Here is a 20,924-nt window from a genome sequence, read left to right as displayed (position 1 = left end):
GCAGCGACGGCATAAAGATGATGGGTGATACTGCAAAGGCGATCTGTCGCCACTTAACTCAACCGTTGTTATCCATACCATTAACGGAACAATCCCAGTATGCCAGAGGAATCATCGCCTCCTTTCTTCCCCAAGCTGTTTAAATTGCCATTACAGGCGATCCTAATTGTCCCATTTGTTGTTCAAACGGTGGGGACAGTGGGTATTGTCGGTTATCTTTCCTTTAGGAATGGACAGAAGGCAGTGAACGATGTAGCTACTCAGTTACGCAACGAGACGAGCTCGCGCATCGCCCAAAATCTAACTCAGTTGGTTGCCAGTCCTTTTCAAGCGTTTGAAAGTTATGAAGCTGCACTCAGCCAAAACCGGATCGACGTTAATAACGGAAGGGATATAGAGAAGTTCCTGTGGCGACAACTTCCTGCCTTTAGGAATCTCAGCCTGACAGCGTTGATTACAACCAACCAAGAATTTTTTGGTGCTGAGCGGCAAGATGATGGTGCGATCGTGATCCGCACTTCTTCCGTAGAAAATAACCGTGCGCTGACAACCTACCGTACTAACTCAAGTGGCTCACGACTCGAAGTCATCAACGCTGGCAAGCCGAACTTTGACCCGCGCAAACGGCCCTACTACCAAATTCCAGTCCAGCAGAGGGAAGCAACCTGGGGAAAAGTGTTTCCGCACATCACGGGCAAAACGATGTATATTGCCCCTGGTAAACCCATATACAACTGGGCAGGCGAGCTGCAAGGCGTGTGGATGGCGAGCTTAAACTTGTCAATGATTGGGGATTTTCTCAGAACCCTCAACATAGGAAAAACCGGACAAAGTTTTATTCTAGAGCGCTCTGGAAAATTGATTGCCACCTCTACAGGCGAAAAACCGTTCCGATATTATGCAGACAAAGTTGTGCAACTGCCAGAAGAGCGGGTTGAACGACTCAATGCGATCGATAGCGAAAATTCCACTACTCAGAAAACCAGCCAGTTTTTGCTAGAGAAGTTTCAAGATTTCGACCAGATCCAGGGATTTCAGCAGCTTGAGTTTTGCATTAACGGTACACGCCACTTAGTGCAAGTTACTCGTTTTCAAGATGGCAGGGGCATTGACTGGCTGGTGGTTGTCACTGTTCCAGAATCAGACTTTATGGCACAAATTAATGCCAATACTCAAAGTACGATTTTGTTAAGTCTACTGGCCCTAGCTATTTCTCTAGGAATTGGCATACTCACCAGTCGCTGGATTACTCAACCGATTTTGCAGCTAAATCAAGCATCTTCGGCAATGGCTGCCGGATCTCTGAGCCAAGGGGTGACAGAATCATCGGTGTATGAGTTGCAACAACTCACCCAGTCCTTTAACCGTATGGCTCAACAGTTACAGGAATCATTTAACACGCTGGAACAAGCCAATGAACAATTAGAGCATCGAGTCGAAGAACGCACGGCCGAGCTAAAAGTGGCAAAGCATGAAGTTGAAACTGCCCTCAGAGAACTACAACTGGCCCAGACTAAACTGATTCAAAGCGAGAAAATGTCGAGTTTGGGGCTGCTAGTTGCCGGAGTTGCCCATGAAATCAATAACCCAGTGAATTTCATCTATGGCAATCTCGGTTATGCCGATGAATACGCTCAAGAACTCTTAAAACTCGTGCAAGCCTACCAGACTTATTACCCCGATCCTCCAGCAGCGATCGCACAGCAGTCAGAGGCGATGGATTTAGATTTTATGGTTAACGATCTATCTAAGCTGATCGAATCCATGAAAGAGGGGGCGCGACGAATTCGACAAATTGTCTTAGCATTACGAACATTCTCTCGACTGGATGAAGCAGAAGTTAAATCAATCAACATCCATGATGGCATTGATAGCACCCTGGTTATTCTGGGCAACCGTCTGAAGCCCAAGCCGAATCATCCACAAATAGAAATCCTGCGAAACTATGGTTCTCTTCCCCTGGTGGAGTGCTATCCGGGACCGCTAAATCAGGTTTTTATGAACATCTTATCTAACGCCATTGACGCTACTGAAATCGCGATCGAGCAGGGAAAACAAATGACTCCCGCAATCTCCATTCATACGGCCCTCATCGACGAGAGTCGGGCCCAGATCCGAATTAGGGATAACGGCAACGGCATTCCAGAAGCTATCAAACAGCAAATCTTTGACCCCTTCTTTACAACCAAGCCGATTGGAAGTGGCACTGGCATGGGGCTGGCAATTAGTTATCAAATCATCAGCGATCGGCATCAGGGCGCTTTAAGTTGCAGCTCACAATCTGGAGAAGGTACGGAGTTTGTAATTGAAATTCCGCTCACACAGAAGTTGAGACATTAGATGAAGTTGTTAACACTCCAAGGGTACTTGTCGGTTTTAGCGTAGCTGTCAACGAATTGTTGGCTTGAGAAATTTGTTAAAATAATTTATTAAAATCCGAAACTTTAGCTGAGGATAGGGTTTAATGAGAATGCGGGAGCGATATAATCGAGTTTAAGAGCGAGAACAGGTAATTTTCAAGTATTGCTACCGATGTAAATTTACGCATCACGCAGGACATGACTAATTTGGCAGCTTGGTATTTCGATGAATTAAAAATGGCTGGTGTGGACTTTGAAGATGTAGCACAGGTTGAAGCTTTTGACCTCAAGCAACTATCCAGCACACCAGAAAAAGAACAGGCTTTGGTGTCTCGATTGGGCATTTCTTCAGGACATACAGTTATCGATTTAGGAGCGGGAACAGGAACATTTGCAATCCAAACTACACTCGCTGGAGCATTTGCACACGCAGTTGACATTTCTCATGCAATGTTGGCTTATGCTCGAAACAAAGCTCAAAAAGCTGGCGCGACTAATATTCATTTTCATCGTGCAGGCTTTTTAACTTACGAACACACCAGCAGTTTGGCTGATTTTGTCGTTACCAAATCAGCGCTGCATATTCTGCCTGATTTTTGGAAAATGGTAGCATTTCTGCGAATTTCCTCGATGTTGAAACCGGGCGGACACTTCTATTTACGAGATGTAATATTTTCATTTCCACCTGCTGAGTATGAGATGTCTATCAACAAATGGATTGAACGCGCTGCTAAACCTGAAGGTGAGGGTTGGACAGCTAAAGATTATGAGATGCACGTGCGGCAGGAGTACAGCACTTTTGCGTGGATTGTTGAAGGTATGCTGCAACAAGCAGGGTTTGACATTCTAGAAGTTAATTATCTTTCACCCGTTACTGCCGAGTATTTGTGCAAAAACACCGCATAACAACTGCGGTGCAGCGGACTTTTGCAAGCCGCTAGTAGTGTTGGGCTCGTTAGCGTAGCCCGGGCGAGACGATCGCTCCTTCAAACTATCCAAACTATTGATATAGTAGTACGCGGTGCAAAAAACGGTAAACCATGACAGCCACAAATCTAGTCAATAAATTTGAGTACAAACCCCTATACAAACCAAATCAATTAATTTGCGGAACGGGGCAAACAGCTATTGTCAGCGGTTGGACAGTAAAAAGTGCGATCGGCAAAAAATTACAGCCCAACGAATTTGCTGTCATCGGACAACTGTACTCTCCTACTCGCGGCATCAACTTCTTAATTAGAAACTTGCTGTGCAATCCCCACGTCCGCTTTTTAGTAATTCTCAACGCTACCAAAGAAGATAGCAACTCCGGTGCATCAGCGTGCTTGCTCGACTTTTTTCGCAACGGCTTTGAAGCCGGCAAAAGCGATACTGGCAGAGATTGCTGGCTAATTAAATCTTCAATATTTGGCTACATCGATATTGAAATAGCAGCAGAAGCCTTAGAACTATTGCGTCATTCCATCGAATGGAAAGAAGCCAATAAAATAGCAGAAACAGTGACCTTTGTCAAGTCTTTTGCCCAAAAAGAATCTGTTGAACCTTGGGGAGAACCCGTAACTTTTCCGCTAGTAGAAATCGTCCCGACTGTACTCCCCGGTCAGAAATACGGACACAGAATTGAAGGCAAAACTATCGCCGAAACTTGGGTAAAAATCATCCACCGAATTAAGACCACCGGCACCCTGCGGCCGACTGGTTACGACGGACAGTGGCAAGAATTAATCGACTTAATGGCAGTGATTACAGATGAACCTGCGGAGTTCTATTTTCCTGAACCGAATTACTTACCAATAGACCGTGATTTCCTCGAACAGTACAAACCGCAAATGCTCGAAGATGCCCCGTATAGCGAAGGCATTAAATATACCTACGCACAGCGGATGAGGTCGTGGTTTGGACGCGATCAAATCGAAGAAGTTATTACCAAACTAATTAAGGAAATTGACGCGGCAAGTGCTGTAATTAGTTTGTGGGATGCCGGGGGAAATATTAACAGAAGGCCAGACGGTTCCTCAGACCACCAGCACAGTGGCAGTCCTTGTTTGAATCATATTTGGGTGCGTGTTGTGGACGGTGAAATATCGCTAACCGCAACTCTCCGCAGTAACGATATGTTTGCGGCTTGGCCGGCAAATGCCATGGGTTTGCGGGCTTTGCAGCAGCACATTCGAGATGAAATTGCGAGGCGTTCCGATTATAATTTGACGATGGGCCCGTTGGTAACGCTGAGTCAATCGGCTCACTTGTATGACGATACCTTTGAAAATGCCGATCGACTAATTCAAACCCAATATGCTAAAATCTGCGAAGAGCGAGACTTTTTCGATGCAGCGGGCAATTTTTTAGTTGAAGTAGCGGACAATCAGATAGTAGTCACGCAAACCACCCCGGGCAGCGGCGAAGTTGTCACCTGTTATTCTGGAAAAAACCCTCTCAAGTTAGTGCGAGAAATTTGTGCGGCTTCCCCGGCCATCCAACCCGAGCATATTGGTTATTTAGGAATAGAATTGCAGAAGGCGGCCGAGTGTCTGAAAACCAGCGAGCAATACATTCAGGATCGAAGATGAATTTAGAAGAAGACAGACCGACTTGGGATGAATACTTTTTAATGTTGGCAAAATTGGCTGCTACTCGATCGACTTGTCTGGCTTTTCCTGTAGGCGCGGTGATAACTAAAAACAGGCAAGTTTTAGCAACGGGTTACAACGGTTCGCCGTCAGGTTCGGCACACTGTACAACTCAAGGCTTCTGCTATCCTGGTTTGAGCAGTTGCGACGCCAGTAAAATTTTGCCATCAAGGGCGGTTCACGCCGAAGCAAATGCGATCGCCAAAGCCGCCAAACATGGTATAGCTACTGCTGGATCTACCATTTACGTCACCCTAGAACCCTGCATTTATTGTTTGAAATTAGTCATTGCTGCTGGTATTCGAGAAGTGTTTTACGAAACGACTTTTAATAGCGGAGAAAAAGCTGCTTTGAGAGATACTTTTATCAGTGAAGGTATTGTTGAACTTAAACAAATTAAGCTATCTGAAGATACAGCAAAAAAGGCCGCTCTATTTTTGTTGAATCCTACTTCTGTGCTCAAAGATACTGTAACAGGAATTGTAGGCCCAGGCAAACAATAAAACCGAACCCCCCCAACCGCTCTTCGGAACAGGAGAGGGGTTGGGTAAAGGTTTGTTAAAGGCTCAGGAATTACGCAGGCACGGTATATTGTGCTTGCATAATTCCTGATTGTGCTAATTAATAATAGCGAAATTTATATTTAGAAAATACCAAGTGCTCATTCCTTAAACTTCTGTTTTATAGGCTATGGGATTACCGTCATCATCTGAGGTTATAACATATAATTGACAACCTTGCAGGGGCTGAGGAGCAAGAGGATATCGGTTTTTAGTTTTGTACTGTTTGGACCCAATTTCCTCAGTGTAGAATTCCCCTATCCAATTAACTACGGCTGCCTCAAAGTTTATCATCTCATCCATAAGTTGATTTTTGTTAGACGTTTTCGTTTGCTTAAAAAACTTTCTAGATATCTTCTTATCAACTTGGGCAAACGCAAAATAAGCTCCCTTACTTGGATCTATACTCACCATGAATATTGCGTCCCATATCCTTGATGCTCGTTCTCTAGCCCGAGTATATGTGTGGTGTATTTTGGGATGATAAGGCTTGTCTCGTTTCGGTCGGTAACAAAATACCTCAAATCCAGAGGAAACTGTGGTAGGGTCCTTATTATCAAGATCGAGATTTTTCAGCATTTCTGTAAGTCCTGAATCCTTAAAGTCGATCATCTCAACATAGGTTACCTCAGTCTCGAAATCAACTTTGTGGATTTTCACCATCATGATACCCTGATGTTGCCAAACAATAAGCCCTATTTCGTCACTTCTGAGTATTTCACCAACAAATAAGCCAAGGATATTAATGAATCCTGCCCTAGGATTAGAGTCTAGTTTTTTGCTGTAAGCCCATTTAATATCAGATACTTTGATTGTTTTAGTCACAGTTCACTTTCTCATTAAAGCAATTACGGTAACGTGATAACACTGAAAACGTATTATTATAGTTTGGGATAGATAACCTGATTATGCTGTACGCTTAAAGGCAGTGAACGCAGGTTAAACTGAAAAAAAGTTGGCCGCCATCTTCATGTCTACCCCACCGACTCCACCTAGATATCCTCCATCCAAGATACCACTTACACCACGCGAAAAGGCAGAGAAAGCCCTGGCAGCAGTCTTTGACCCGGTAGATGTCATCGGCAAGGCTTTCATGGGGGACCTATGGAAGACTTTTTACGACTCTGTACGGGATGCAATCGCACTTAGTCTGTTACTCCAGATTCCTGGCTTAATTGGAACATGGATTTTGGGTAAAGAGTTTTCAGGGTTTGATGCTTGTATGCAGGAAAATCCTTTTGGGGTCAATCGTTTCGCCTGTTTCATTATTGTTGCGTCCGACTTTTGCCTTTGGATCGTTCTAGCAGGTCGGATCATTAGCCGCTTCCTGCAAGATATTAACCAACTTTTTGCAAAGAAGGGAGGTAAACGTGCCGGCAATCCCTAATCCATCAATGCTTGCAGGGCTTAAAGCCAGCTTGAAATCATTAGTCAACCAGGTGTCGTTAGTTTTCTTGGGGTTCGTAGTTTTGCTGCTAGTAACCGGAGGTCATCTGCCATCCTCTTGGTTGGCTACGTATATTGTCATGGGAGTTATTTTTGTTGCCTGGGATGAGTACAGACGAAATTTTCACTATTCAGAACCAACTGAGAAACTTGTTGAGCTAACTGAAAAAGATTTTCAACTGGCAATACTGCGGCGAAGCATCCGTGAATGGAATGCCTGGAGACAAGAAGCATCGATAGAGATCCATCTCAGCGGAGCGAACCTTCGTCAAGCTAACCTTTCTGGGGCTGACCTCTCTGGGGCTGACTTTCGCAGAGCGAACCTTCGTGAGGCTAACCTTTCTGGGGCTGACCTCCAAGATGCCGATCTTCGAGATGCCCCCCTAAGCAGAGCTAACTTTCACGCTGCCAACCTCTTTGGTGCCAACTTTAGCCGAGCTAATCTTAGCGAAGCCAACTTTAGCGGAGCTAATCTTACTGAAGCCAACTTCAGCCGAGCGCATCTTGGCGGAGCTGATTTTAGCGAAGCCCATCTCAGCGAGGTCAACTTCAGCAGAGCCCATCTCAGCGAGGTCAACCTCAGCAGAGCCCATCTCAATGAGTCGAATCTTATCGGGGCTGACCTCAGTGGGGCTGACCTCAGCGGGGCTGACCTCAGTGGGGCCAACTTTCTTGGGGCTGACCTCAGCCGAGCTAACCTCCATGAGGCTAAGCTTAGTGGAGCCAACCTTTACAGGGCTGATCTTTGTGGGAGTAATCTTCTGAATACCATCCTTAGCTACGCTAACCTTATCGGAGCTAACCTTAGCGAGGCTGACTTCACGAGCACTGTTGTAGACAGTACTATCTTTGGGGACAACCGTGGCTTAACAGAAGAAGATAAAGCTGATTTACGTGCCCGTGGAGCTATTTTTCGGAACTCTCCTGACTCAAACGTTTCCGTCCCTGTAAGAACGTAACACCAACGTCACCGCCCTCGCTCACAACATCTCGATAGTTTAAAAGTCAACAGTTAACCGTCAACCGTCAACATTTAATCAAACTCATTCACAGCTTGCAAATAGTCGATCGCCGCATCTATCCTCGAAGAATACTTAAAAGCAAACTGATCGAACCAATATCCCTCATCGGAATTTTTATCCAACTTTTTCAGCCAAACCTGAGCTTGCCTAACTTTCTGTCTGTGCGTTTCTACGTCCAACTGCGGCGCCGCGACTTTTTCTGCTGGCTGCGGTTCCAGTGAAGCCACTTCCTGAACTTTACTTTGTGCTTCGTACTCAGCCTTAATAGGATTTACGCAGGTGGGTGCAGAAACCGGGTTTTTTGCCGAATCTGCGGGCGCGAGCGAAGTATTTTCGTAAAACAACCCGGTTTCTTTGGTCGGAGTGCGTAACTCCTGCTTAATTTCAGCTAAATCCTTGTCCAAAGCATCAGCATACAAATCTATATCTAATGTTTTAAATGTGGGATTTGACGGCACTGCTGCTGGTTTCAAAGGCGCGTGTGCTGGCACCAGCGGCTGACTTTTCAAATCATCAGCTTGTTTTTGAGATGCTTGATACTCTGCCTTAAGTTCAGCTAACAGGCGATCGATCGACTCCATAACTTAAACCCCCCTAAAAAATGCTGCTCAGCCAACTGGCACAAATATAATCGCATGAACTTCGCCCGCCCCTTAATCAGTTATTGCATTCACCAATACCTCTGTCAGGGTCATTCCTTCCATATCATCCATCGTGACAGTATCAACGATATCGAATTTAGCCCCGGCGCTTTGCAGTTCGTCATCCAATATTTTGAGAAACTTAGTAGCTTCCGGCGCATTCCCTACTTGAATGAAAGAAATCGCCAACTCTTCATCTCGATCGAGCTTCCGCGAAGCTTCTATAATCGTTTTCATCACTTCTTTGCGCTCGTCCGGTTCCCCGTCCGTCACCACTAATATTGTTTCCCCATTTTGCTTAGTCTTACCGGATGCTTTGCGCTGAAAAAAATTGTTCAGAGCGTCTTGCAGGACAGCAGCTAAATTCGTAGTCCCAGAAGGTTCGTTTTCTTGGAAAATTTGCACGACTTTAGCGGATGTTACGTTGTCGTAGCGCTTGAAGCGACCGGAAAACAAATAAACTGTTATGCCATCGGGATCGAGTTCTTCGCATTTATTCGCCAATGCGATCGTCGATTCTTGCATGAGCGCCCACCGACTTTTACCGCCCACATGGTCTTTCGTGTACATACTGCCGCTTTTGTCAATAATGATGGTATAATCCCGGTTCTGAAGCATATGATTTTTCCTGTTAATTAAGTTTTTCCCAAAAAGAGCAAAACCAGCGAGCAGAAGCTGTTGAGCTTTAGTTGCTCGCTGCGTTTTTTAGTTGATTTGCGATCGCAAATACCGGAATTTAAGCTGCAACTAAAGCATCTTTAAGTGGCTTCCAGCTAAAAGCTCGATCGCCCCCCATCTCCACTGCTATTTTAACTCGCGGTTCTAAGGTCGGCAAAACAGTCAAATACTCAATCTCCTGACTCGACAAAATGTGCCCTTCAATAATCCACAGCACCAGTCCTTTTGCTTTCGGCGGCAAATTGTCTAATTGAGTTTGCAAAATCGGCGGCACGTAGTACGTATAACCCACAGCCGATTCATTGCCAGTAGTTTTTTTGCCCAAATGCGGCGGCCGCACCCCGTGAACCCCTGTCAAATACATCGCCAAATCACCCAAACCCCGGGCAGAAATCGTGTGTGCACCGTAACCGGCAGCCCTCAGCCGCCGCAGGTAGCGCCCCTCAAATCCTCCCTCTAAAGGAACGTACAGGGCCAGCGACCCCGACTTTTCCAAATCCCGAATCACATCCGATCCCGTCGTAATCAGTCCCATAAATTTGTGTTGCCTGCTATGTTAAATTTGGTCGATCGCTGCTTGCGAGCTTGAGATATTATAAATCCTCGTTTCTGAGGCGATAAAGTTATCTTCGCGGCCTTGACAAAGAAAGAACACTTCATGTACCATAGTGAATTGTCGCCGTAAAGGATACTGAGTGGTTTGCTGCTCAAGTCCTGGCACAAACAAGCAAGACCGAGATAAAACTCGGAGATCGAACAGGTAAAAAGCCACGAATCTCAACCCTTGCAAGACTTCCACAAGCTAGCTCCCAAATTTAAAACTCAAATTTTAAACACCGAGGAAGGCTGTTGGTTGATAACAGTTAATTGCAGGAACACTGAAATAAATGTTTCTGCACAAGAGCAAGCGGATTGACGTAAATTTCGCAATCCGAAACCTCTTGCGTAAATAAAAGGAAAAAAATCCGTGTCTGTAGGCATTCTTGGCACCAAACTAGGCATGACTCAAGTGTTTGACGCCGAAGGGAGAGCCATCCCCGTCACCGTCATACAAGCAGGGCCTTGTACAGTAACTCAAATCAAAACAAAACAAACTGACGGCTACGGTGCCGTTCAAGTTGGATACGGCGATGTTAAGCCGAAGGCTCTCAACAAGCCAGAATTGGGACACCTGGGCAAGTCGGGGGCGACACCATTGCGCCACTTGCAGGAATACCGATTGGAAGATACCAGTTCCTTTGAATTAGGCCAACAACTAAAAGCAGATACCTTTACACCGGGACAAATAGTAGATGTCATCGGTACGAGCATCGGTAAAGGTTTTGCAGGCTTCCAAAAGCGCCACAACTTTAAACGAGGCCCCATGTCTCACGGTTCCAAGAACCACCGCGAGCCAGGCTCGATCGGACCTGGAACTACTCCGGGTCGCGTTTATCCCGGGAAAAGAATGGCGGGACGCATGGGCAACGTTCAAGTCACCGTCCGCAAACTAACAATTGTCCGGGTGGATACAGAGCAGAATTTGCTGCTAATTAAGGGAGCAGTTCCCGGCAAAGCTGGCGCCTTAGTCAATGTTGTGCCTGAGAAAAAAGTAGGACGTTAGTCAGTAGTTATGAGTCAGTAGTCAGCAGTCAGTAGATAGTCGTTGGCCGTTAGTAGCAAGCAAGAACTAAGAGCCAAAAACTAAGACCTGAGAACAGACAACAGACAACAGACAACAGACAACAGACAACTAACAACAGACAACTAACAACAGACAAAGGACAAAAGATATGGTTAATTGTGTAGTGCGAAATTGGCAAGGCGAAGAAGTTGGGGAAACAACTTTAGAACTGCGCGTAGCCAAAGAAGAAAATGCGTCTCACATCGTTCACAGAGCATTGACGCGGCAAATGAATAACGCCCGTCAAGGAAATGCTTCCACCAAAACTCGATCGGAAGTCAGAGGCGGTGGCCGCAAACCTTGGCGTCAAAAAGGCACCGGCCGAGCCAGAGCAGGTTCGATCCGTTCTCCGCTGTGGCGGGGCGGCGGTGTCATCTTCGGACCAAAACCGAGAGACTTTGAAGTCAAAATGAACAAAAAGGAACGCCGTCTCGCTTTGCGGACAGCATTCCAAAGTCGCACCGAAGACATGATTGTGGTTGAAGAATTTGCAGAGCAATTTCCGAGACCCAAAAGCAAAGAATTGCTGAGTGCGATCGCCCGCTGGGGCATCGAACCAGATACAAAAGTTCTGTTAATCTTGCCAGAACCGCAACTAAACGTCTACTTATCAGGACGCAACATCGAATTAGTAAACGTCATCTTGGCAAGTTCCCTGAATGTTTACGACGTTCTCGCGGCTGACAAAATTATCGTCACATCTACAGCCCTAGCTAAAATTCAGGAGATTTACGGTGAGTAAAATCGACCCCCGCGACTACGCAGATTTGATCCAGCGTCCGATTCTCACCGAGAAAGCTACCCGAATGATGGAATTAAATCAATTCACATTCGACGTAGCCCCCAAAGCGACCAAGCCTCAAATCAAAGCTGCAATCGAAGAACTATTTAAGGTTAAAGTCATCGGCGTCAACACCCAAAACCCGCCGCGCAAAAAGCGTCGAGTTGGCAAATTCGTCGGCTTTAAACCTTCTTACAAGCGAGCAACCGTAACTCTGACCGACGGAGACTCGATCCGCAAACTCCTATTCCCAGAAGTCTAGACGATTTTGGATTTTAGATTTTAGATTTTAGATTTTAAATTGCGGTTAACTGGTGGAAATTCTCAAACCAGAAAACTCGTAAGTTAACCAAAGATCGCCAATCTTCAACCTAAAATCTAAAATCGATAAACGTCAAATCCAAAATCCAAAATCCAAAATCTAAAATAGATCGATTATGGGCATCCGTTCTTACCGACCTTATACCTCCAGCACCCGGGAACAGACAGTCTCGGACTTCGCTGAAATTACCAGATCAGAACCAGAAAAGTCTCTCACCAGCAACAAGCACACCAAACAAGGCCGCAACAACCGAGGCGTCATCACCTGTCGCCACCGCGGAGGCGGTCACAAACGGCTGTATAGAGACATCGACTTCCGCCGCGACAAACACAGCATTCCCGCTACTGTCAAGGCGATCGAATACGACCCCAATCGCAACGCCCGCATCGCCCTGCTGTTCTACAAAGACGGCGAAAAACGGTACATCCTGCACCCGCTCAACTTAAACGTCGGTACAGTAATTATCTCAGGCCCCGACGCGCCGATCGAAATCGGCAACGCCCTCCCCCTGAAGAACATTCCCCTCGGTACCAGCATCCACAACGTCGAGCTAGTACCAGGTAAAGGCGGACAAATCGTTCGTTCAGCAGGTTCCAGCGCTCAGCTAATGGCAAAAGAAGGTAGCTACGTCACCCTCAAACTGCCCTCCGGCGAACAGCGCAAAGTCCGCGCCGACTGCTACGCCACCATCGGTCAAGTCGGCAACACAGACGCCAGAAACATCAGCCTCGGTAAAGCAGGCCGCACCCGATGGAAAGGTCGCAGACCCACCGTTCGCGGTAGCGTCATGAACCCGGTAGACCACCCGCACGGCGGCGGCGAAGGCAGAGCTCCTATTGGACGTCCGGGGCCTGTCACTCCTTGGGGTAAACCAGCATTGGGTGCAAAAACTCGACGCAAAAACAAGCGCAGCGACGCTTTAATCGTCCGGCGCCGCCGCAAAGCTTCCAAGCGCGGCAAGGGCGGCAGACAAAGTTAAGGAAGAAGGAAGAAGGAAGAAGGAAGAAGGAAGAAGGAAGAAGGAACAACAAAAAAGTTTTCCGCGCTCTTTTATTCCTCCGACTTTCTTCCCAATTCAATTCCAACTGCTAATTACTAATTACCAAAATCATGTCTCGATCTCTAAAAAAAGGTCCGTTTGTCGCAGATAATCTGATGACAAAAATCGAAAAACTCAACGCCGCCGGCCAAAAACAAGTAATTAAAACTTGGTCGCGCTCTTCCACAATCCTGCCCCAAATGGTAGGCCACACGATCGCCGTTCACAACGGCAGACAGCACGTACCAGTCTACCTCACAGACCAAATGGTAGGCCACAAACTCGGAGAATTTTCCCCCACTCGTACCTTTAGAGGTCACGCTAAAAGTGGTGATAAAAAGGCAAAAAGATAGCCTAATTAGGTGACAGGTAAGAGGTAGTCGGAAAAAAAAAATTACCACTTACCAATTACCAATTACCCAATTACCAATTACCAATTACCAAAATCTTCATGGCTATAGATACCACATCCGAAATTAAGGCGATCGCCCGCTACATCAGAACATCCCCGTTCAAAGTGCGCCGCGTCCTCGACCAAATTCGCGGCAAAAGCTACCAAGAAGCGCTGATTTTACTAGAATTCATGCCCTACCGCGCCTGCGAACCAATCGTCAAAGTTTTGCGGTCGGCAGTAGCAAACGCCGAACACAACGCAGGATTAGATAAAGCCAAGCTGGTAGTTTCTCAAGCTTACGCAGACCAAGGCCCAGTCCTCAAACGATTCAGACCTCGCGCTCAAGGTCGTGCCTACCAAATCCGCAAGCCAACTTGTCACATTACCGTAGTAGTGGCTCCGATCGTAGAAAACTAACCAGGGAAAACGTAATAGGTAATAAACAGCTTAAAGTTGAAAAAAACAGGTAATCACCAATTACCAATTACCAATTACCAATTACCAATTACCAATTAACTCATCAACTATTATGGGCCAAAAAATACATCCAATTGGTTTTCGCCTCGGCATTACCCAAGAGCACCGCTCTCGCTGGTTTGCCGACCCGAGAAACTATCCAGAACTCTTGCAAGAAGACTATAAAATTCGCAAGTACGTCCGCAAAACCCTCAGCAATGCTGGCATTTCCTCAGTCAAAATTGAGCGCAAAGCCGATCAAATCGACCTAGAAGTGTTCACCGCCAGACCGGGCGTTGTCGTCGGCCGCGGCGGAGCAGGCATCGAAACATTGCGCGTCGGTTTGCAGCAGCAACTCGGCAGCAACCGCCAAATCCGCATCAACGTCGTCGAAGTCCAGCGAGTAGATGCCGATGCCACACTGATCGCCGAATACATCGCTCAGCAACTAGAACGGCGCGTATCATTCCGCCGAGTAGTCCGCCAAGCAATCACCCGCGCCCAAAAAGTAGGCATCCAAGGCATCAAAATTCAAGTCAGCGGACGCCTCAACGGCGCAGAAATCGCACGTACCGAATGGACGCGCGAAGGAAGAGTCCCCTTGCACACGCTGCGGGCCGACATCGACTACTCCTACTGCACCGCTCAAACCATCTACGGTATTCTGGGCATTAAAGTTTGGGTTTTCAAAGGCGAAATTATTCCCGGACAGGAACAGCAGGAGGCTGCACCAAATGCAGCAGTACCCCGCACCAAACAAAAGCGCCGCCGCCAGAACTTTGAAGATCGATCGAACGAAGGCTAGCTAATTGTTAACTGTTAGTTGTCACTTGTTAAGTGTCAGTGGTTCCAAACCAATTAGCAATTAACAATCACCAATTACCAATTACCAATTACCAATTACCCAACTCCCTTTCGCCATGTTAAGCCCTAAAAGAACCAAATTCCGCAAACAACAGCGCGGGCGAATGAGCGGTGTTGCTACCCGCGGCAACACAGTTAGCTTTGGCGACTTCGCGCTCCAAGCCGTCGAACCCGCCTGGATAACTTCCCGCCAAATAGAAGCCGGACGGCGCGCCATGACCCGCTATATCCGTCGGGGCGGCAAAATCTGGATTCGCATTTTTCCCGACAAACCAGTCACCCAGCGCGCAGCAGAAACCCGGATGGGTTCCGGTAAAGGCGCACCTGAGTTTTGGGTTGCCGTAGTCAAACCCGGTCGGGTAATGTTTGAAATTGGTGGCGTAAGTGAAGAAACTGCGCGCGAAGCAATGCGTTTGGCATCTTTCAAATTACCAATTAAAACCAAGTTCATCACCCGCGAAGAAGACCAGTCATAGCGATAATCGAAGGTAGAACTAGGTCGGCATTGGTCAAAATTTTAAACTGCTACAGTAATTTAAAATCTGCCATTCATAACTTTTCTTTCCTTCGACATTCAGCATTTAGACAATTCTGTCTTCTGTCATACCGCTCGCTAACGAGAAAGCACACAATTATGTCTTTGCCCAAGATTAAAGAAGCTAGAGAATTAAGCGATGCAGCACTAGCAGAGCAAATTTTAGCCGCCAAGCGCCAATTAATGGAATTGCGGCTCCAGCAAGCTACCGGCCGCATGGAAAAGCCTCACCTGTTCAAGCACGTCAAGCACCGCGTCGCTCAATTGATGACAGTTGAACGCGAGCGCCAAATCGCTGCTGATGCAGAAGCGGCAGAAAAATTAGCCGCATCTAAAGACGCAGCACAGCCTGCTACAACCGCAGCAGTCTCCCAAGAGTCAGAAGCAGCCTCCCCGACGATCGCACAGTAGCTAAAAAAACTCAATTGAACAATAAAAATAGGTAGCTATGGCAATTAAAGAACGAGTGGGCGTAGTAGTCAGCGACAAGATGGATAAAACCGTCGTGGTAGCAATCGAAAACCGCTCCTCTCACACCAAGTACGGCAAAATCGTAGTCCGCACCAAGCGCTACAAAGCTCACGACGAAGAAAATCAGTGCAAATCGGGCGATCGTGTCCGCATCACTGAAACTCGCCCACTGAGCAAAACCAAACGCTGGACGGTTGCTGAGATTTTTGGGACAAAAAACGGCTAACAGTTAATTGCGATCTTGCGATCGCCCGATCGAAAATTAACAATCAACTAGCAGTCAACAGTCAACAGTCAACAGTTAACACTCAACAGTTAACACTCAACAATCACCATGATTCAACCCCAGACATACCTCAATGTCGCCGACAATAGCGGAGCCCGCAAACTGATGTGCATCCGCGTATTGGGAGGCGGCAACCGCCGCTACGGCGGAGTCGGCGATGTGATCATTGCCGTCGTCAAAGACGCCATCCCCAATATGGCCGTCAAAAAATCAGATGTCGTCCGGGCCGTCATAGTCAGAACCCGCAAAGGCCTGCGCCGCGACAGCGGCATGAGCATTCGTTTTGACGATAACGCCGCCGTTATTATCAACGTAGACGGCAACCCCAAAGGTACTCGCGTGTTCGGTCCCGTAGCCCGCGAACTGCGCGACAAAAACTTTACTAAAATCGTTTCCTTAGCCCCGGAGGTACTTTAAAATGTACGGAAAAAAGGGTAAAGCAACTAGCGAACTGCAGCGCTACAGAATGCACGTCAAAGCAGGCGACACCGTGCAAATAATTACTGGCAAAGAGAAAGGAAAAGTCGGACAAATCTTAAAGACATATCCTAAAGTCAGCAAAGTAGTTGTTAAAGGTGTAAATATCAGAACCAAGCACGTCAAGCCCCAGCAAGAGGGAGAATCAGGCAAAATAGTCACGTTTGAGGCTCCCATACACAGCTCAAATGTCATGCACTATTCCGAAAAAGAGAAAATAGCGAGTCGCGTTTGCTATACATTTAGCGAAGATGGTCGGAAACTGCGACAGCTCAAAAAAACCGGAGAAATCATCGATTAATAGTGATTGGTTATCAGTCATAGCGTCATTAGTCCGCCTTCTGACAATTGATTTCTCAACTCATAACTAACAGCTAACATCGGTGGAACACACAATCGACAAATTCCCTGACCAAGCCCAGGGACAGTTAACGAAAGACAAAAACTATGCCGGACAAACTCAAGGTTGTTTATCAAGAAAAAATCGTTCCGACACTGATGGATCAGTTTAAATATACTAATATCCATCAGGTTCCCAAACTCGTCAAAGTCACAGTGAACCGCGGTTTGGGAGAAGCATCTCAAAACGCTAAGGCACTGGATTCGTCGATCAACGAAATTGCCATCATCACCGGGCAAAAACCAGTAGTGACGCGGGCGAAAAAAGCGATCGCCGGCTTCAAAATCCGCAAAGGAGTACCCGTCGGCGTTATGGTGACGCTGCGCGCCGATCGGATGTACGATTTTCTCGATCGGCTGATCAACCTCGCACTCCCCCGAATCCGCGACTTCCGCGGCATCAGCCCCAAAAGCTTTGACGGGCGCGGCAACTACAGCTTGGGTCTGAGAGAACAGCTAATTTTTCCAGAAATAGAATATGACCGCATCGATCAAATTCGAGGCATGGACATTTCAATTATCACCACAGCAAACACCGACGAAGAAGGACGCGCCTTGCTTAAAGAAATGGGAATGCCGTTCCGGGACAACTAAGCACTAGAGTAAGAAGCAAAACATGGCAGCTAACGATACCATAGCAGATATGTTGACGCGCATTCGCAATTCTTGCATGGCGCGCCACCAAACAACGCAAATTCCATCTACAAAAATGACCCGCAGCATCGCCCAAGTCCTCAAAAGTGAAGGCTTTATCGGCGAATTTGAAGAAGCAGAAGCAGAAGGGATCAACCGATATTTAGTGCTTTCTCTAAAGTACAAAGGTAAAACTCGCAAGCCCATTATCACGGCACTTAAGCGAGTTAGCAAACCAGGACTGCGCGTTTACTCAAACCGTAAAGAATTGCCCAGAGTGTTAGGCGGAATTGGCATAGCCATTATTTCTACCTCCAGTGGCATTATGACGGATAGAGAAGCTCGACGCCAAGGTTTGGGCGGTGAAGTGCTTTGTTATGTTTGGTAGTCATTAGTCATTAGTCATTAGTCAGTCGATTTTAGATTTTAGATTTTAGATTTTAGATTGACTTTCAGAATTAAATCTGAAAGCTTGAACTTCGGTCTAAACATTGGTGGAGTATCCACTCAGTTCATTAGTGTAGGCGGCTTGTACCAGTTTCTTGCGGATCATTAGTCACCTTTCATAACAAACCCAAAAATCGATCGCTAAAGACTAATAACTAAAGACTAATAATCAAGGACTAATAACTAAAAACAAAGGACAAAAACTATGTCGCGAATTGGCAAGCGTCCGATTAGCATTCCCAATAAAGTCACCATCACCCTAGACGGTCAAAAAGTAGCCGTCAAAGGTCCTAAAGGTGAACTTTCCCGAGTTATCCCAGCCGAAATCGTCATGGGACTCGAAGGCGAGACTTTACTCGTTAACCGCCGAGACGAATCTCGCGTCGCCAGACAACTGCACGGCTTGTGCCGCACCCTAGTCGCCAACATGGTCGAAGGTGTATCTCAAGGTTTTCAGCGGCGTCTGGAAATTATCGGCACAGGTTATCGGGCACAGGTTCAAGGACGGAACCTGATTTTAAACGTCGGTTACAGCAAGCCGGTGGAAATGCCTCCTCCAGAAGGCATCACAATGGCAGTTGAAGGCAACACCAACGTCATTGTCTCCGGCATTGACAAAGAACTCGTAGGCAATACAGCAGCCCGCATACGCGCGGTGCGTCCGCCCGAAGTCTATAAGGGCAAAGGCATTCGCTACAGTGGCGAAGTTGTCCGCCGCAAAGCTGGTAAAACAGGCAAAACAGGTAAGAAGTAACAGTCAGTAACCCAGGTCTAAAGACACTGGGCTTGTAGGGGCAATTCCCGCAAGCCATACTGACCAGCCTAAGACTTTCGAGGTCTACGTTTTTGGAGTCACGACACCGGGAGAATGCGTAGCTAGTTCCCTGCTCTGTCATTTGCAACTAAACAGTCTTAAGGTCACTGAGATAGTGTTGCAAGTCTAAAAAGCTCTTAAAACATTGGCGAAGCTAACATCACCCCGCAAGGGAGGCTCCGAGGAGCAAATCCGAAGTGTCATTTCTCTCTCAGGTCTAAAGACTCTGAGTTTCCCATTTACCGAGTATTTATATGAAGCTTACTCGCAAAGAATCAGTCCACCGCAGACACCGCCGGGTGCGACGCAAGGTGTTTGGCACCTCCGAACGTCCCAGACTAGCGGTATTTCGATCGGATCAGCACATCTACGCCCAAGTAATCGACGACACGAAACAGCACACTTTAGCTGCTGCGTCAACCCTCGATCCCGAATTGAAGTCAACTCTCAGTTCTGGTGCCAACTGCTCCGCGAGCGTGCAAGTAGGTCAGTTGATTGCCAAACGCTGTTCCAGCGCTGGCATAGTCAAAGTCGTATTCGATCGCGGAGGCAACCTCTATCACGGTCGTGTCAAAGCCCTTGCAGAAGCAGCTCGTGAAGCCGGGTTAGACTTTTAGAGGAGGTAATGGGTAGCGGGTAATGAGTAATTAAAAAGTCAAAAGTTGAAAGTTGAAAGTTAAAAGGCAAAATCCAGATTTCTTCTATTTTTACTTTTTACTCAAACAATTACCACTTGCCGATCGCCTTTCACCAATTACTAATTCCCACAGGACAAAACTATGGCAGAACAAAAAGAACAGCGCACCAAGAAAAAAAGCAGCAGCAACAAAACGCGCGAAAAAGAATCCGAATGGCAAGAGCGGGTCGTTCAGATCCGGCGCGTTACCAAAGTAGTCAAAGGCGGTAAAAAACTCAGCTTCCGCGCCATAGTCATTATCGGCAACGAACGCGGTCAAGTTGGAGTGGGAGTCGGCAAAGCTAGCGACGTAATCGGTGCCGTTAAAAAAGGCGTCGCTGACGGCAAAAAGCACCTAATTGAAGTCCCCCTCACCAAAGCTAACTCCATCCCTCACCCCATCAACGGTGACGGTGGCGGAGCTAAAGTCATGATGCGTCCGGCCGCACCCGGAACCGGGGTAATTGCAGGGGGAGCAGTGCGAACAGTTCTCGAACTAGCAGGAGTCCGCAACATCTTAGCCAAACAGCTAGGTTCCGGAAATCCCTTAAACAACGCCCGAGCAGCAGTCAACGCCCTCTCCACCCTCCGCACATTGTCCGAAGTAGCTCAAGAACGCGGAATTCCAGTAGAAAACCTCTACGGTTAGGGGAGGCGAGAATGGGAAACTGTAAGTTTTGAGTGTTAAGTGCTGGCGTTGAGAATAAAAAAATCCGCAACTCAAAACTCACGCACTCAAAACTACTCGGCACCCGCTCTCTAAATACCAATTACCAATTACCAATTACTAAAACTATGAGATTGCAAGACGCCCGACCCAAAGCAGGCTCCCAAAAGCGCCCCCGACGCTTGGGCAGAGGTATTTCTGCCGGTCAAGGCGCGAGCTCCGGCAAAGGGATGCGCGGTCAAAAATCTAGAGCAGGTAGCGGCACTAGACCCGGTTTTGAAGGTGGTCAAAATCCTCTTTACCGCCGCCTGCCCAAGCTCAAAAGCTTCCCGATCGTCAACCGCAAAGAGTACACTACCATTAATGTAAGTAAATTAGCATCGCTGCCAGCAAACACAGAAGTTACTCTCACTTCTTTGATCCAAGCAAAAATTGTCACCACAGACAACGGACCGCTGAAAATCTTAGGAGATGGCGAACTGAATGTGCCTTTGCAAGTGCGCGCCTCGGCTTTTACCGCAGGTGCTCGCACCAAAATTGAAGCCGCAGGCGGAAGTTGCGAATTAGTTGCGTGAAGATTTGAGGTTTGAGAGTATGTCCTTTTCTCAAATCCTCAAGCTTGCTATCAGAAAATGATTTAGTCGAAAATCCCAAATCTAAAAT

At 47.0% G+C, this 20,924-nt stretch carries 29 protein-coding genes; 24 read left to right on the top strand and 5 right to left on the bottom strand.

All coding sequences use genetic code 11. The annotated features are described in order from the left end of the window. Window positions 1-99 precede the first annotated feature (99 nt). From QUB56_RS23070 to QUB56_RS23055, 4 genes are all read left to right on the top strand, one after another. The gene (locus QUB56_RS23070) at window positions 100-2,340 is read left to right on the top strand and encodes an ATP-binding protein (RefSeq protein WP_332958413.1); all 2,241 of its coding nucleotides are present in this window, start codon (window positions 100-102) and stop codon (window positions 2,338-2,340) included. A 218-nt stretch (window positions 2,341-2,558) separates the two neighbouring features. After that, a complete protein-coding gene (locus QUB56_RS23065; RefSeq protein ID WP_332958412.1) occupies window positions 2,559-3,266 on the top strand; it encodes a class I SAM-dependent methyltransferase in 708 nt (235 codons plus the stop codon). Between the two features lie 134 nt (window positions 3,267-3,400). Then, complete coding sequence (locus QUB56_RS23060) at window positions 3,401-4,930, top strand: thymidylate synthase (protein ID WP_332958411.1); 1,530 nt, start codon at window positions 3,401-3,403, stop codon at window positions 4,928-4,930. Continuing rightward, window positions 4,927-5,493, top strand: coding sequence for a dCMP deaminase family protein (locus QUB56_RS23055; RefSeq protein ID WP_332958409.1), 567 nt, complete (start codon window positions 4,927-4,929; stop codon window positions 5,491-5,493). The genes QUB56_RS23060 and QUB56_RS23055 overlap by 4 nt, the downstream gene beginning before the upstream one ends. Window positions 5,494-5,658: 165 nt before the next feature. Here QUB56_RS23055 and QUB56_RS23050 read toward each other — a convergent pair whose 3' ends face one another. Next, window positions 5,659-6,375, bottom strand: a complete 717-nt coding sequence (locus tag QUB56_RS23050) for a hypothetical protein (protein WP_332958408.1) — start codon at window positions 6,373-6,375, stop codon at window positions 5,659-5,661. A 130-nt stretch (window positions 6,376-6,505) separates the two neighbouring features. Here QUB56_RS23050 and QUB56_RS23045 point away from each other — a divergent pair, with 130 nt between their 5' ends. Beyond that, complete coding sequence (locus QUB56_RS23045) at window positions 6,506-6,937, top strand: hypothetical protein (protein ID WP_332958406.1); 432 nt, start codon at window positions 6,506-6,508, stop codon at window positions 6,935-6,937. Further along, on the top strand, window positions 6,921-7,955 hold the full coding sequence (locus QUB56_RS23040) for a pentapeptide repeat-containing protein (RefSeq protein ID WP_332958405.1): 1,035 nt from the start codon (window positions 6,921-6,923) through the stop codon (window positions 7,953-7,955). Before QUB56_RS23045 ends, QUB56_RS23040 begins: the two co-directional genes overlap by 17 nt. Window positions 7,956-8,029: 74 nt before the next feature. Here the strand turns inward: QUB56_RS23040 and QUB56_RS23035 are convergent, their stop codons facing one another. From QUB56_RS23035 to QUB56_RS23020, 4 genes are all read right to left on the bottom strand, one after another. Continuing rightward, complete coding sequence (locus tag QUB56_RS23035; RefSeq protein ID WP_332958403.1) at window positions 8,030-8,599, bottom strand: salt stress protein, Slr1339 family; 570 nt, start codon at window positions 8,597-8,599, stop codon at window positions 8,030-8,032. A 72-nt stretch (window positions 8,600-8,671) separates the two neighbouring features. Beyond that, entirely contained in the window at window positions 8,672-9,277 is a 606-nt protein-coding gene (locus QUB56_RS23030; protein WP_332958402.1) for a VWA domain-containing protein, read from the bottom strand. Window positions 9,278-9,395: 118 nt separating this feature from the next. After that, window positions 9,396-9,872, bottom strand: a complete 477-nt coding sequence (locus QUB56_RS23025) for an NAD(P)H-quinone oxidoreductase subunit N (protein ID WP_332958400.1) — start codon at window positions 9,870-9,872, stop codon at window positions 9,396-9,398. Between the two features lie 21 nt (window positions 9,873-9,893). Beyond that, window positions 9,894-10,136: a hypothetical protein gene (locus tag QUB56_RS23020; protein WP_332958399.1), complete on the bottom strand. Its 243-nt coding sequence runs from the start codon at window positions 10,134-10,136 to the stop codon at window positions 9,894-9,896. Window positions 10,137-10,304: 168 nt separating this feature from the next. On the opposite strand from QUB56_RS23020, the gene rplC reads away from it, so the two are divergent. From rplC to rplO, 18 genes are all read left to right on the top strand, one after another. After that, window positions 10,305-10,940 carry a 50S ribosomal protein L3 gene (gene rplC, locus QUB56_RS23015; protein WP_332958397.1) on the top strand — a complete coding sequence of 212 codons (636 nt, stop codon included), beginning with the start codon at window positions 10,305-10,307 and terminating at the stop codon, window positions 10,938-10,940. Between the two features lie 169 nt (window positions 10,941-11,109). After that, complete coding sequence (gene rplD, locus QUB56_RS23010; protein ID WP_332958396.1) at window positions 11,110-11,742, top strand: 50S ribosomal protein L4; 633 nt, start codon at window positions 11,110-11,112, stop codon at window positions 11,740-11,742. Next, window positions 11,735-12,043 carry a 50S ribosomal protein L23 gene (locus tag QUB56_RS23005; protein ID WP_332958394.1) on the top strand — a complete coding sequence of 103 codons (309 nt, stop codon included), beginning with the start codon at window positions 11,735-11,737 and terminating at the stop codon, window positions 12,041-12,043. The genes rplD and QUB56_RS23005 overlap by 8 nt, the downstream gene beginning before the upstream one ends. 175 nt (window positions 12,044-12,218) lie before the next feature. Beyond that, on the top strand, window positions 12,219-13,082 hold the full coding sequence (gene rplB / locus QUB56_RS23000) for a 50S ribosomal protein L2 (RefSeq protein WP_332958393.1): 864 nt from the start codon (window positions 12,219-12,221) through the stop codon (window positions 13,080-13,082). A gap of 131 nt (window positions 13,083-13,213) precedes the next feature. Then, the gene (rpsS, locus tag QUB56_RS22995; protein ID WP_242719699.1) at window positions 13,214-13,495 is read left to right on the top strand and encodes a 30S ribosomal protein S19; all 282 of its coding nucleotides are present in this window, start codon (window positions 13,214-13,216) and stop codon (window positions 13,493-13,495) included. Between the two features lie 98 nt (window positions 13,496-13,593). After that, on the top strand, window positions 13,594-13,953 hold the full coding sequence (rplV, locus tag QUB56_RS22990; RefSeq protein ID WP_332958392.1) for a 50S ribosomal protein L22: 360 nt from the start codon (window positions 13,594-13,596) through the stop codon (window positions 13,951-13,953). Between the two features lie 112 nt (window positions 13,954-14,065). Continuing rightward, window positions 14,066-14,797, top strand: coding sequence for a 30S ribosomal protein S3 (gene rpsC / locus QUB56_RS22985; RefSeq protein WP_332958391.1), 732 nt, complete (start codon window positions 14,066-14,068; stop codon window positions 14,795-14,797). A gap of 115 nt (window positions 14,798-14,912) precedes the next feature. Next, entirely contained in the window at window positions 14,913-15,332 is a 420-nt protein-coding gene (gene rplP, locus QUB56_RS22980; protein ID WP_332958390.1) for a 50S ribosomal protein L16, read from the top strand. A gap of 158 nt (window positions 15,333-15,490) precedes the next feature. Continuing rightward, the gene (rpmC, locus tag QUB56_RS22975; protein ID WP_332958389.1) at window positions 15,491-15,802 is read left to right on the top strand and encodes a 50S ribosomal protein L29; all 312 of its coding nucleotides are present in this window, start codon (window positions 15,491-15,493) and stop codon (window positions 15,800-15,802) included. 37 nt (window positions 15,803-15,839) lie between these two features. Continuing rightward, window positions 15,840-16,088: a 30S ribosomal protein S17 gene (gene rpsQ / locus QUB56_RS22970; RefSeq protein ID WP_006634992.1), complete on the top strand. Its 249-nt coding sequence runs from the start codon at window positions 15,840-15,842 to the stop codon at window positions 16,086-16,088. A 108-nt stretch (window positions 16,089-16,196) separates the two neighbouring features. Further along, the gene (gene rplN / locus QUB56_RS22965) at window positions 16,197-16,565 is read left to right on the top strand and encodes a 50S ribosomal protein L14 (RefSeq protein WP_006634991.1); all 369 of its coding nucleotides are present in this window, start codon (window positions 16,197-16,199) and stop codon (window positions 16,563-16,565) included. A 1-nt stretch (window position 16,566) separates the two neighbouring features. Continuing rightward, entirely contained in the window at window positions 16,567-16,926 is a 360-nt protein-coding gene (gene rplX / locus QUB56_RS22960; RefSeq protein ID WP_332958386.1) for a 50S ribosomal protein L24, read from the top strand. Between the two features lie 146 nt (window positions 16,927-17,072). Continuing rightward, a complete protein-coding gene (rplE, locus tag QUB56_RS22955) occupies window positions 17,073-17,618 on the top strand; it encodes a 50S ribosomal protein L5 (RefSeq protein WP_332958385.1) in 546 nt (181 codons plus the stop codon). Window positions 17,619-17,640: 22 nt separating this feature from the next. After that, window positions 17,641-18,045, top strand: coding sequence for a 30S ribosomal protein S8 (gene rpsH / locus QUB56_RS22950; RefSeq protein WP_332958384.1), 405 nt, complete (start codon window positions 17,641-17,643; stop codon window positions 18,043-18,045). 264 nt (window positions 18,046-18,309) lie between these two features. Beyond that, complete coding sequence (rplF, locus tag QUB56_RS22945; protein WP_332958382.1) at window positions 18,310-18,858, top strand: 50S ribosomal protein L6; 549 nt, start codon at window positions 18,310-18,312, stop codon at window positions 18,856-18,858. A gap of 314 nt (window positions 18,859-19,172) precedes the next feature. Further along, window positions 19,173-19,535, top strand: coding sequence for a 50S ribosomal protein L18 (gene rplR, locus QUB56_RS22940; RefSeq protein ID WP_332958381.1), 363 nt, complete (start codon window positions 19,173-19,175; stop codon window positions 19,533-19,535). 162 nt (window positions 19,536-19,697) lie between these two features. Next, window positions 19,698-20,243, top strand: coding sequence for a 30S ribosomal protein S5 (rpsE, locus tag QUB56_RS22935; protein ID WP_332958379.1), 546 nt, complete (start codon window positions 19,698-19,700; stop codon window positions 20,241-20,243). 146 nt (window positions 20,244-20,389) lie between these two features. Next, window positions 20,390-20,836 (top strand): 50S ribosomal protein L15, encoded by a 447-nt coding sequence (gene rplO / locus QUB56_RS22930; RefSeq protein ID WP_332958378.1) that lies wholly within the window; start codon window positions 20,390-20,392, stop codon window positions 20,834-20,836. Window positions 20,837-20,924 lie beyond the last annotated feature (88 nt).

It is taken from the genome of Microcoleus sp. AR_TQ3_B6, from assembly GCF_036702785.1.
Lineage (GTDB): Bacteria > Cyanobacteriota > Cyanobacteriia > Cyanobacteriales > Microcoleaceae > Microcoleus.
The sequence above is the reverse complement of the archived record's forward strand: the minus strand, read 5'-3'. Positions and strand labels throughout refer to the sequence as shown.

Coding starts and splice junctions, on each gene's coding strand:
- QUB56_RS23070 (WP_332958413.1), top strand. CDS start 100: ATGCCAGAGGAATCATCGCCTCCTTTCTTCCCCAAGCTGTTTAAATTG.
- QUB56_RS23065 (WP_332958412.1), top strand. CDS start 2,559: ATGACTAATTTGGCAGCTTGGTATTTCGATGAATTAAAAATGGCTGGT.
- QUB56_RS23060 (WP_332958411.1), top strand. CDS start 3,401: ATGACAGCCACAAATCTAGTCAATAAATTTGAGTACAAACCCCTATAC.
- QUB56_RS23055 (WP_332958409.1), top strand. CDS start 4,927: ATGAATTTAGAAGAAGACAGACCGACTTGGGATGAATACTTTTTAATG.
- QUB56_RS23035 (WP_332958403.1), bottom strand. CDS start 8,599: ATGGAGTCGATCGATCGCCTGTTAGCTGAACTTAAGGCAGAGTATCAA.
- QUB56_RS23030 (WP_332958402.1), bottom strand. CDS start 9,277: ATGCTTCAGAACCGGGATTATACCATCATTATTGACAAAAGCGGCAGT.
- QUB56_RS23025 (WP_332958400.1), bottom strand. CDS start 9,872: ATGGGACTGATTACGACGGGATCGGATGTGATTCGGGATTTGGAAAAG.
- rplD (WP_332958396.1), top strand. CDS start 11,110: ATGGTTAATTGTGTAGTGCGAAATTGGCAAGGCGAAGAAGTTGGGGAA.
- rplB (WP_332958393.1), top strand. CDS start 12,219: ATGGGCATCCGTTCTTACCGACCTTATACCTCCAGCACCCGGGAACAG.
- rpsS (WP_242719699.1), top strand. CDS start 13,214: ATGTCTCGATCTCTAAAAAAAGGTCCGTTTGTCGCAGATAATCTGATG.
- rplV (WP_332958392.1), top strand. CDS start 13,594: ATGGCTATAGATACCACATCCGAAATTAAGGCGATCGCCCGCTACATC.
- rpsC (WP_332958391.1), top strand. CDS start 14,066: ATGGGCCAAAAAATACATCCAATTGGTTTTCGCCTCGGCATTACCCAA.
- rplP (WP_332958390.1), top strand. CDS start 14,913: ATGTTAAGCCCTAAAAGAACCAAATTCCGCAAACAACAGCGCGGGCGA.
- rpmC (WP_332958389.1), top strand. CDS start 15,491: ATGTCTTTGCCCAAGATTAAAGAAGCTAGAGAATTAAGCGATGCAGCA.
- rpsQ (WP_006634992.1), top strand. CDS start 15,840: ATGGCAATTAAAGAACGAGTGGGCGTAGTAGTCAGCGACAAGATGGAT.
- rplN (WP_006634991.1), top strand. CDS start 16,197: ATGATTCAACCCCAGACATACCTCAATGTCGCCGACAATAGCGGAGCC.
- rplX (WP_332958386.1), top strand. CDS start 16,567: ATGTACGGAAAAAAGGGTAAAGCAACTAGCGAACTGCAGCGCTACAGA.
- rplE (WP_332958385.1), top strand. CDS start 17,073: ATGCCGGACAAACTCAAGGTTGTTTATCAAGAAAAAATCGTTCCGACA.
- rpsH (WP_332958384.1), top strand. CDS start 17,641: ATGGCAGCTAACGATACCATAGCAGATATGTTGACGCGCATTCGCAAT.
- rplF (WP_332958382.1), top strand. CDS start 18,310: ATGTCGCGAATTGGCAAGCGTCCGATTAGCATTCCCAATAAAGTCACC.
- rplR (WP_332958381.1), top strand. CDS start 19,173: ATGAAGCTTACTCGCAAAGAATCAGTCCACCGCAGACACCGCCGGGTG.
- rpsE (WP_332958379.1), top strand. CDS start 19,698: ATGGCAGAACAAAAAGAACAGCGCACCAAGAAAAAAAGCAGCAGCAAC.
- rplO (WP_332958378.1), top strand. CDS start 20,390: ATGAGATTGCAAGACGCCCGACCCAAAGCAGGCTCCCAAAAGCGCCCC.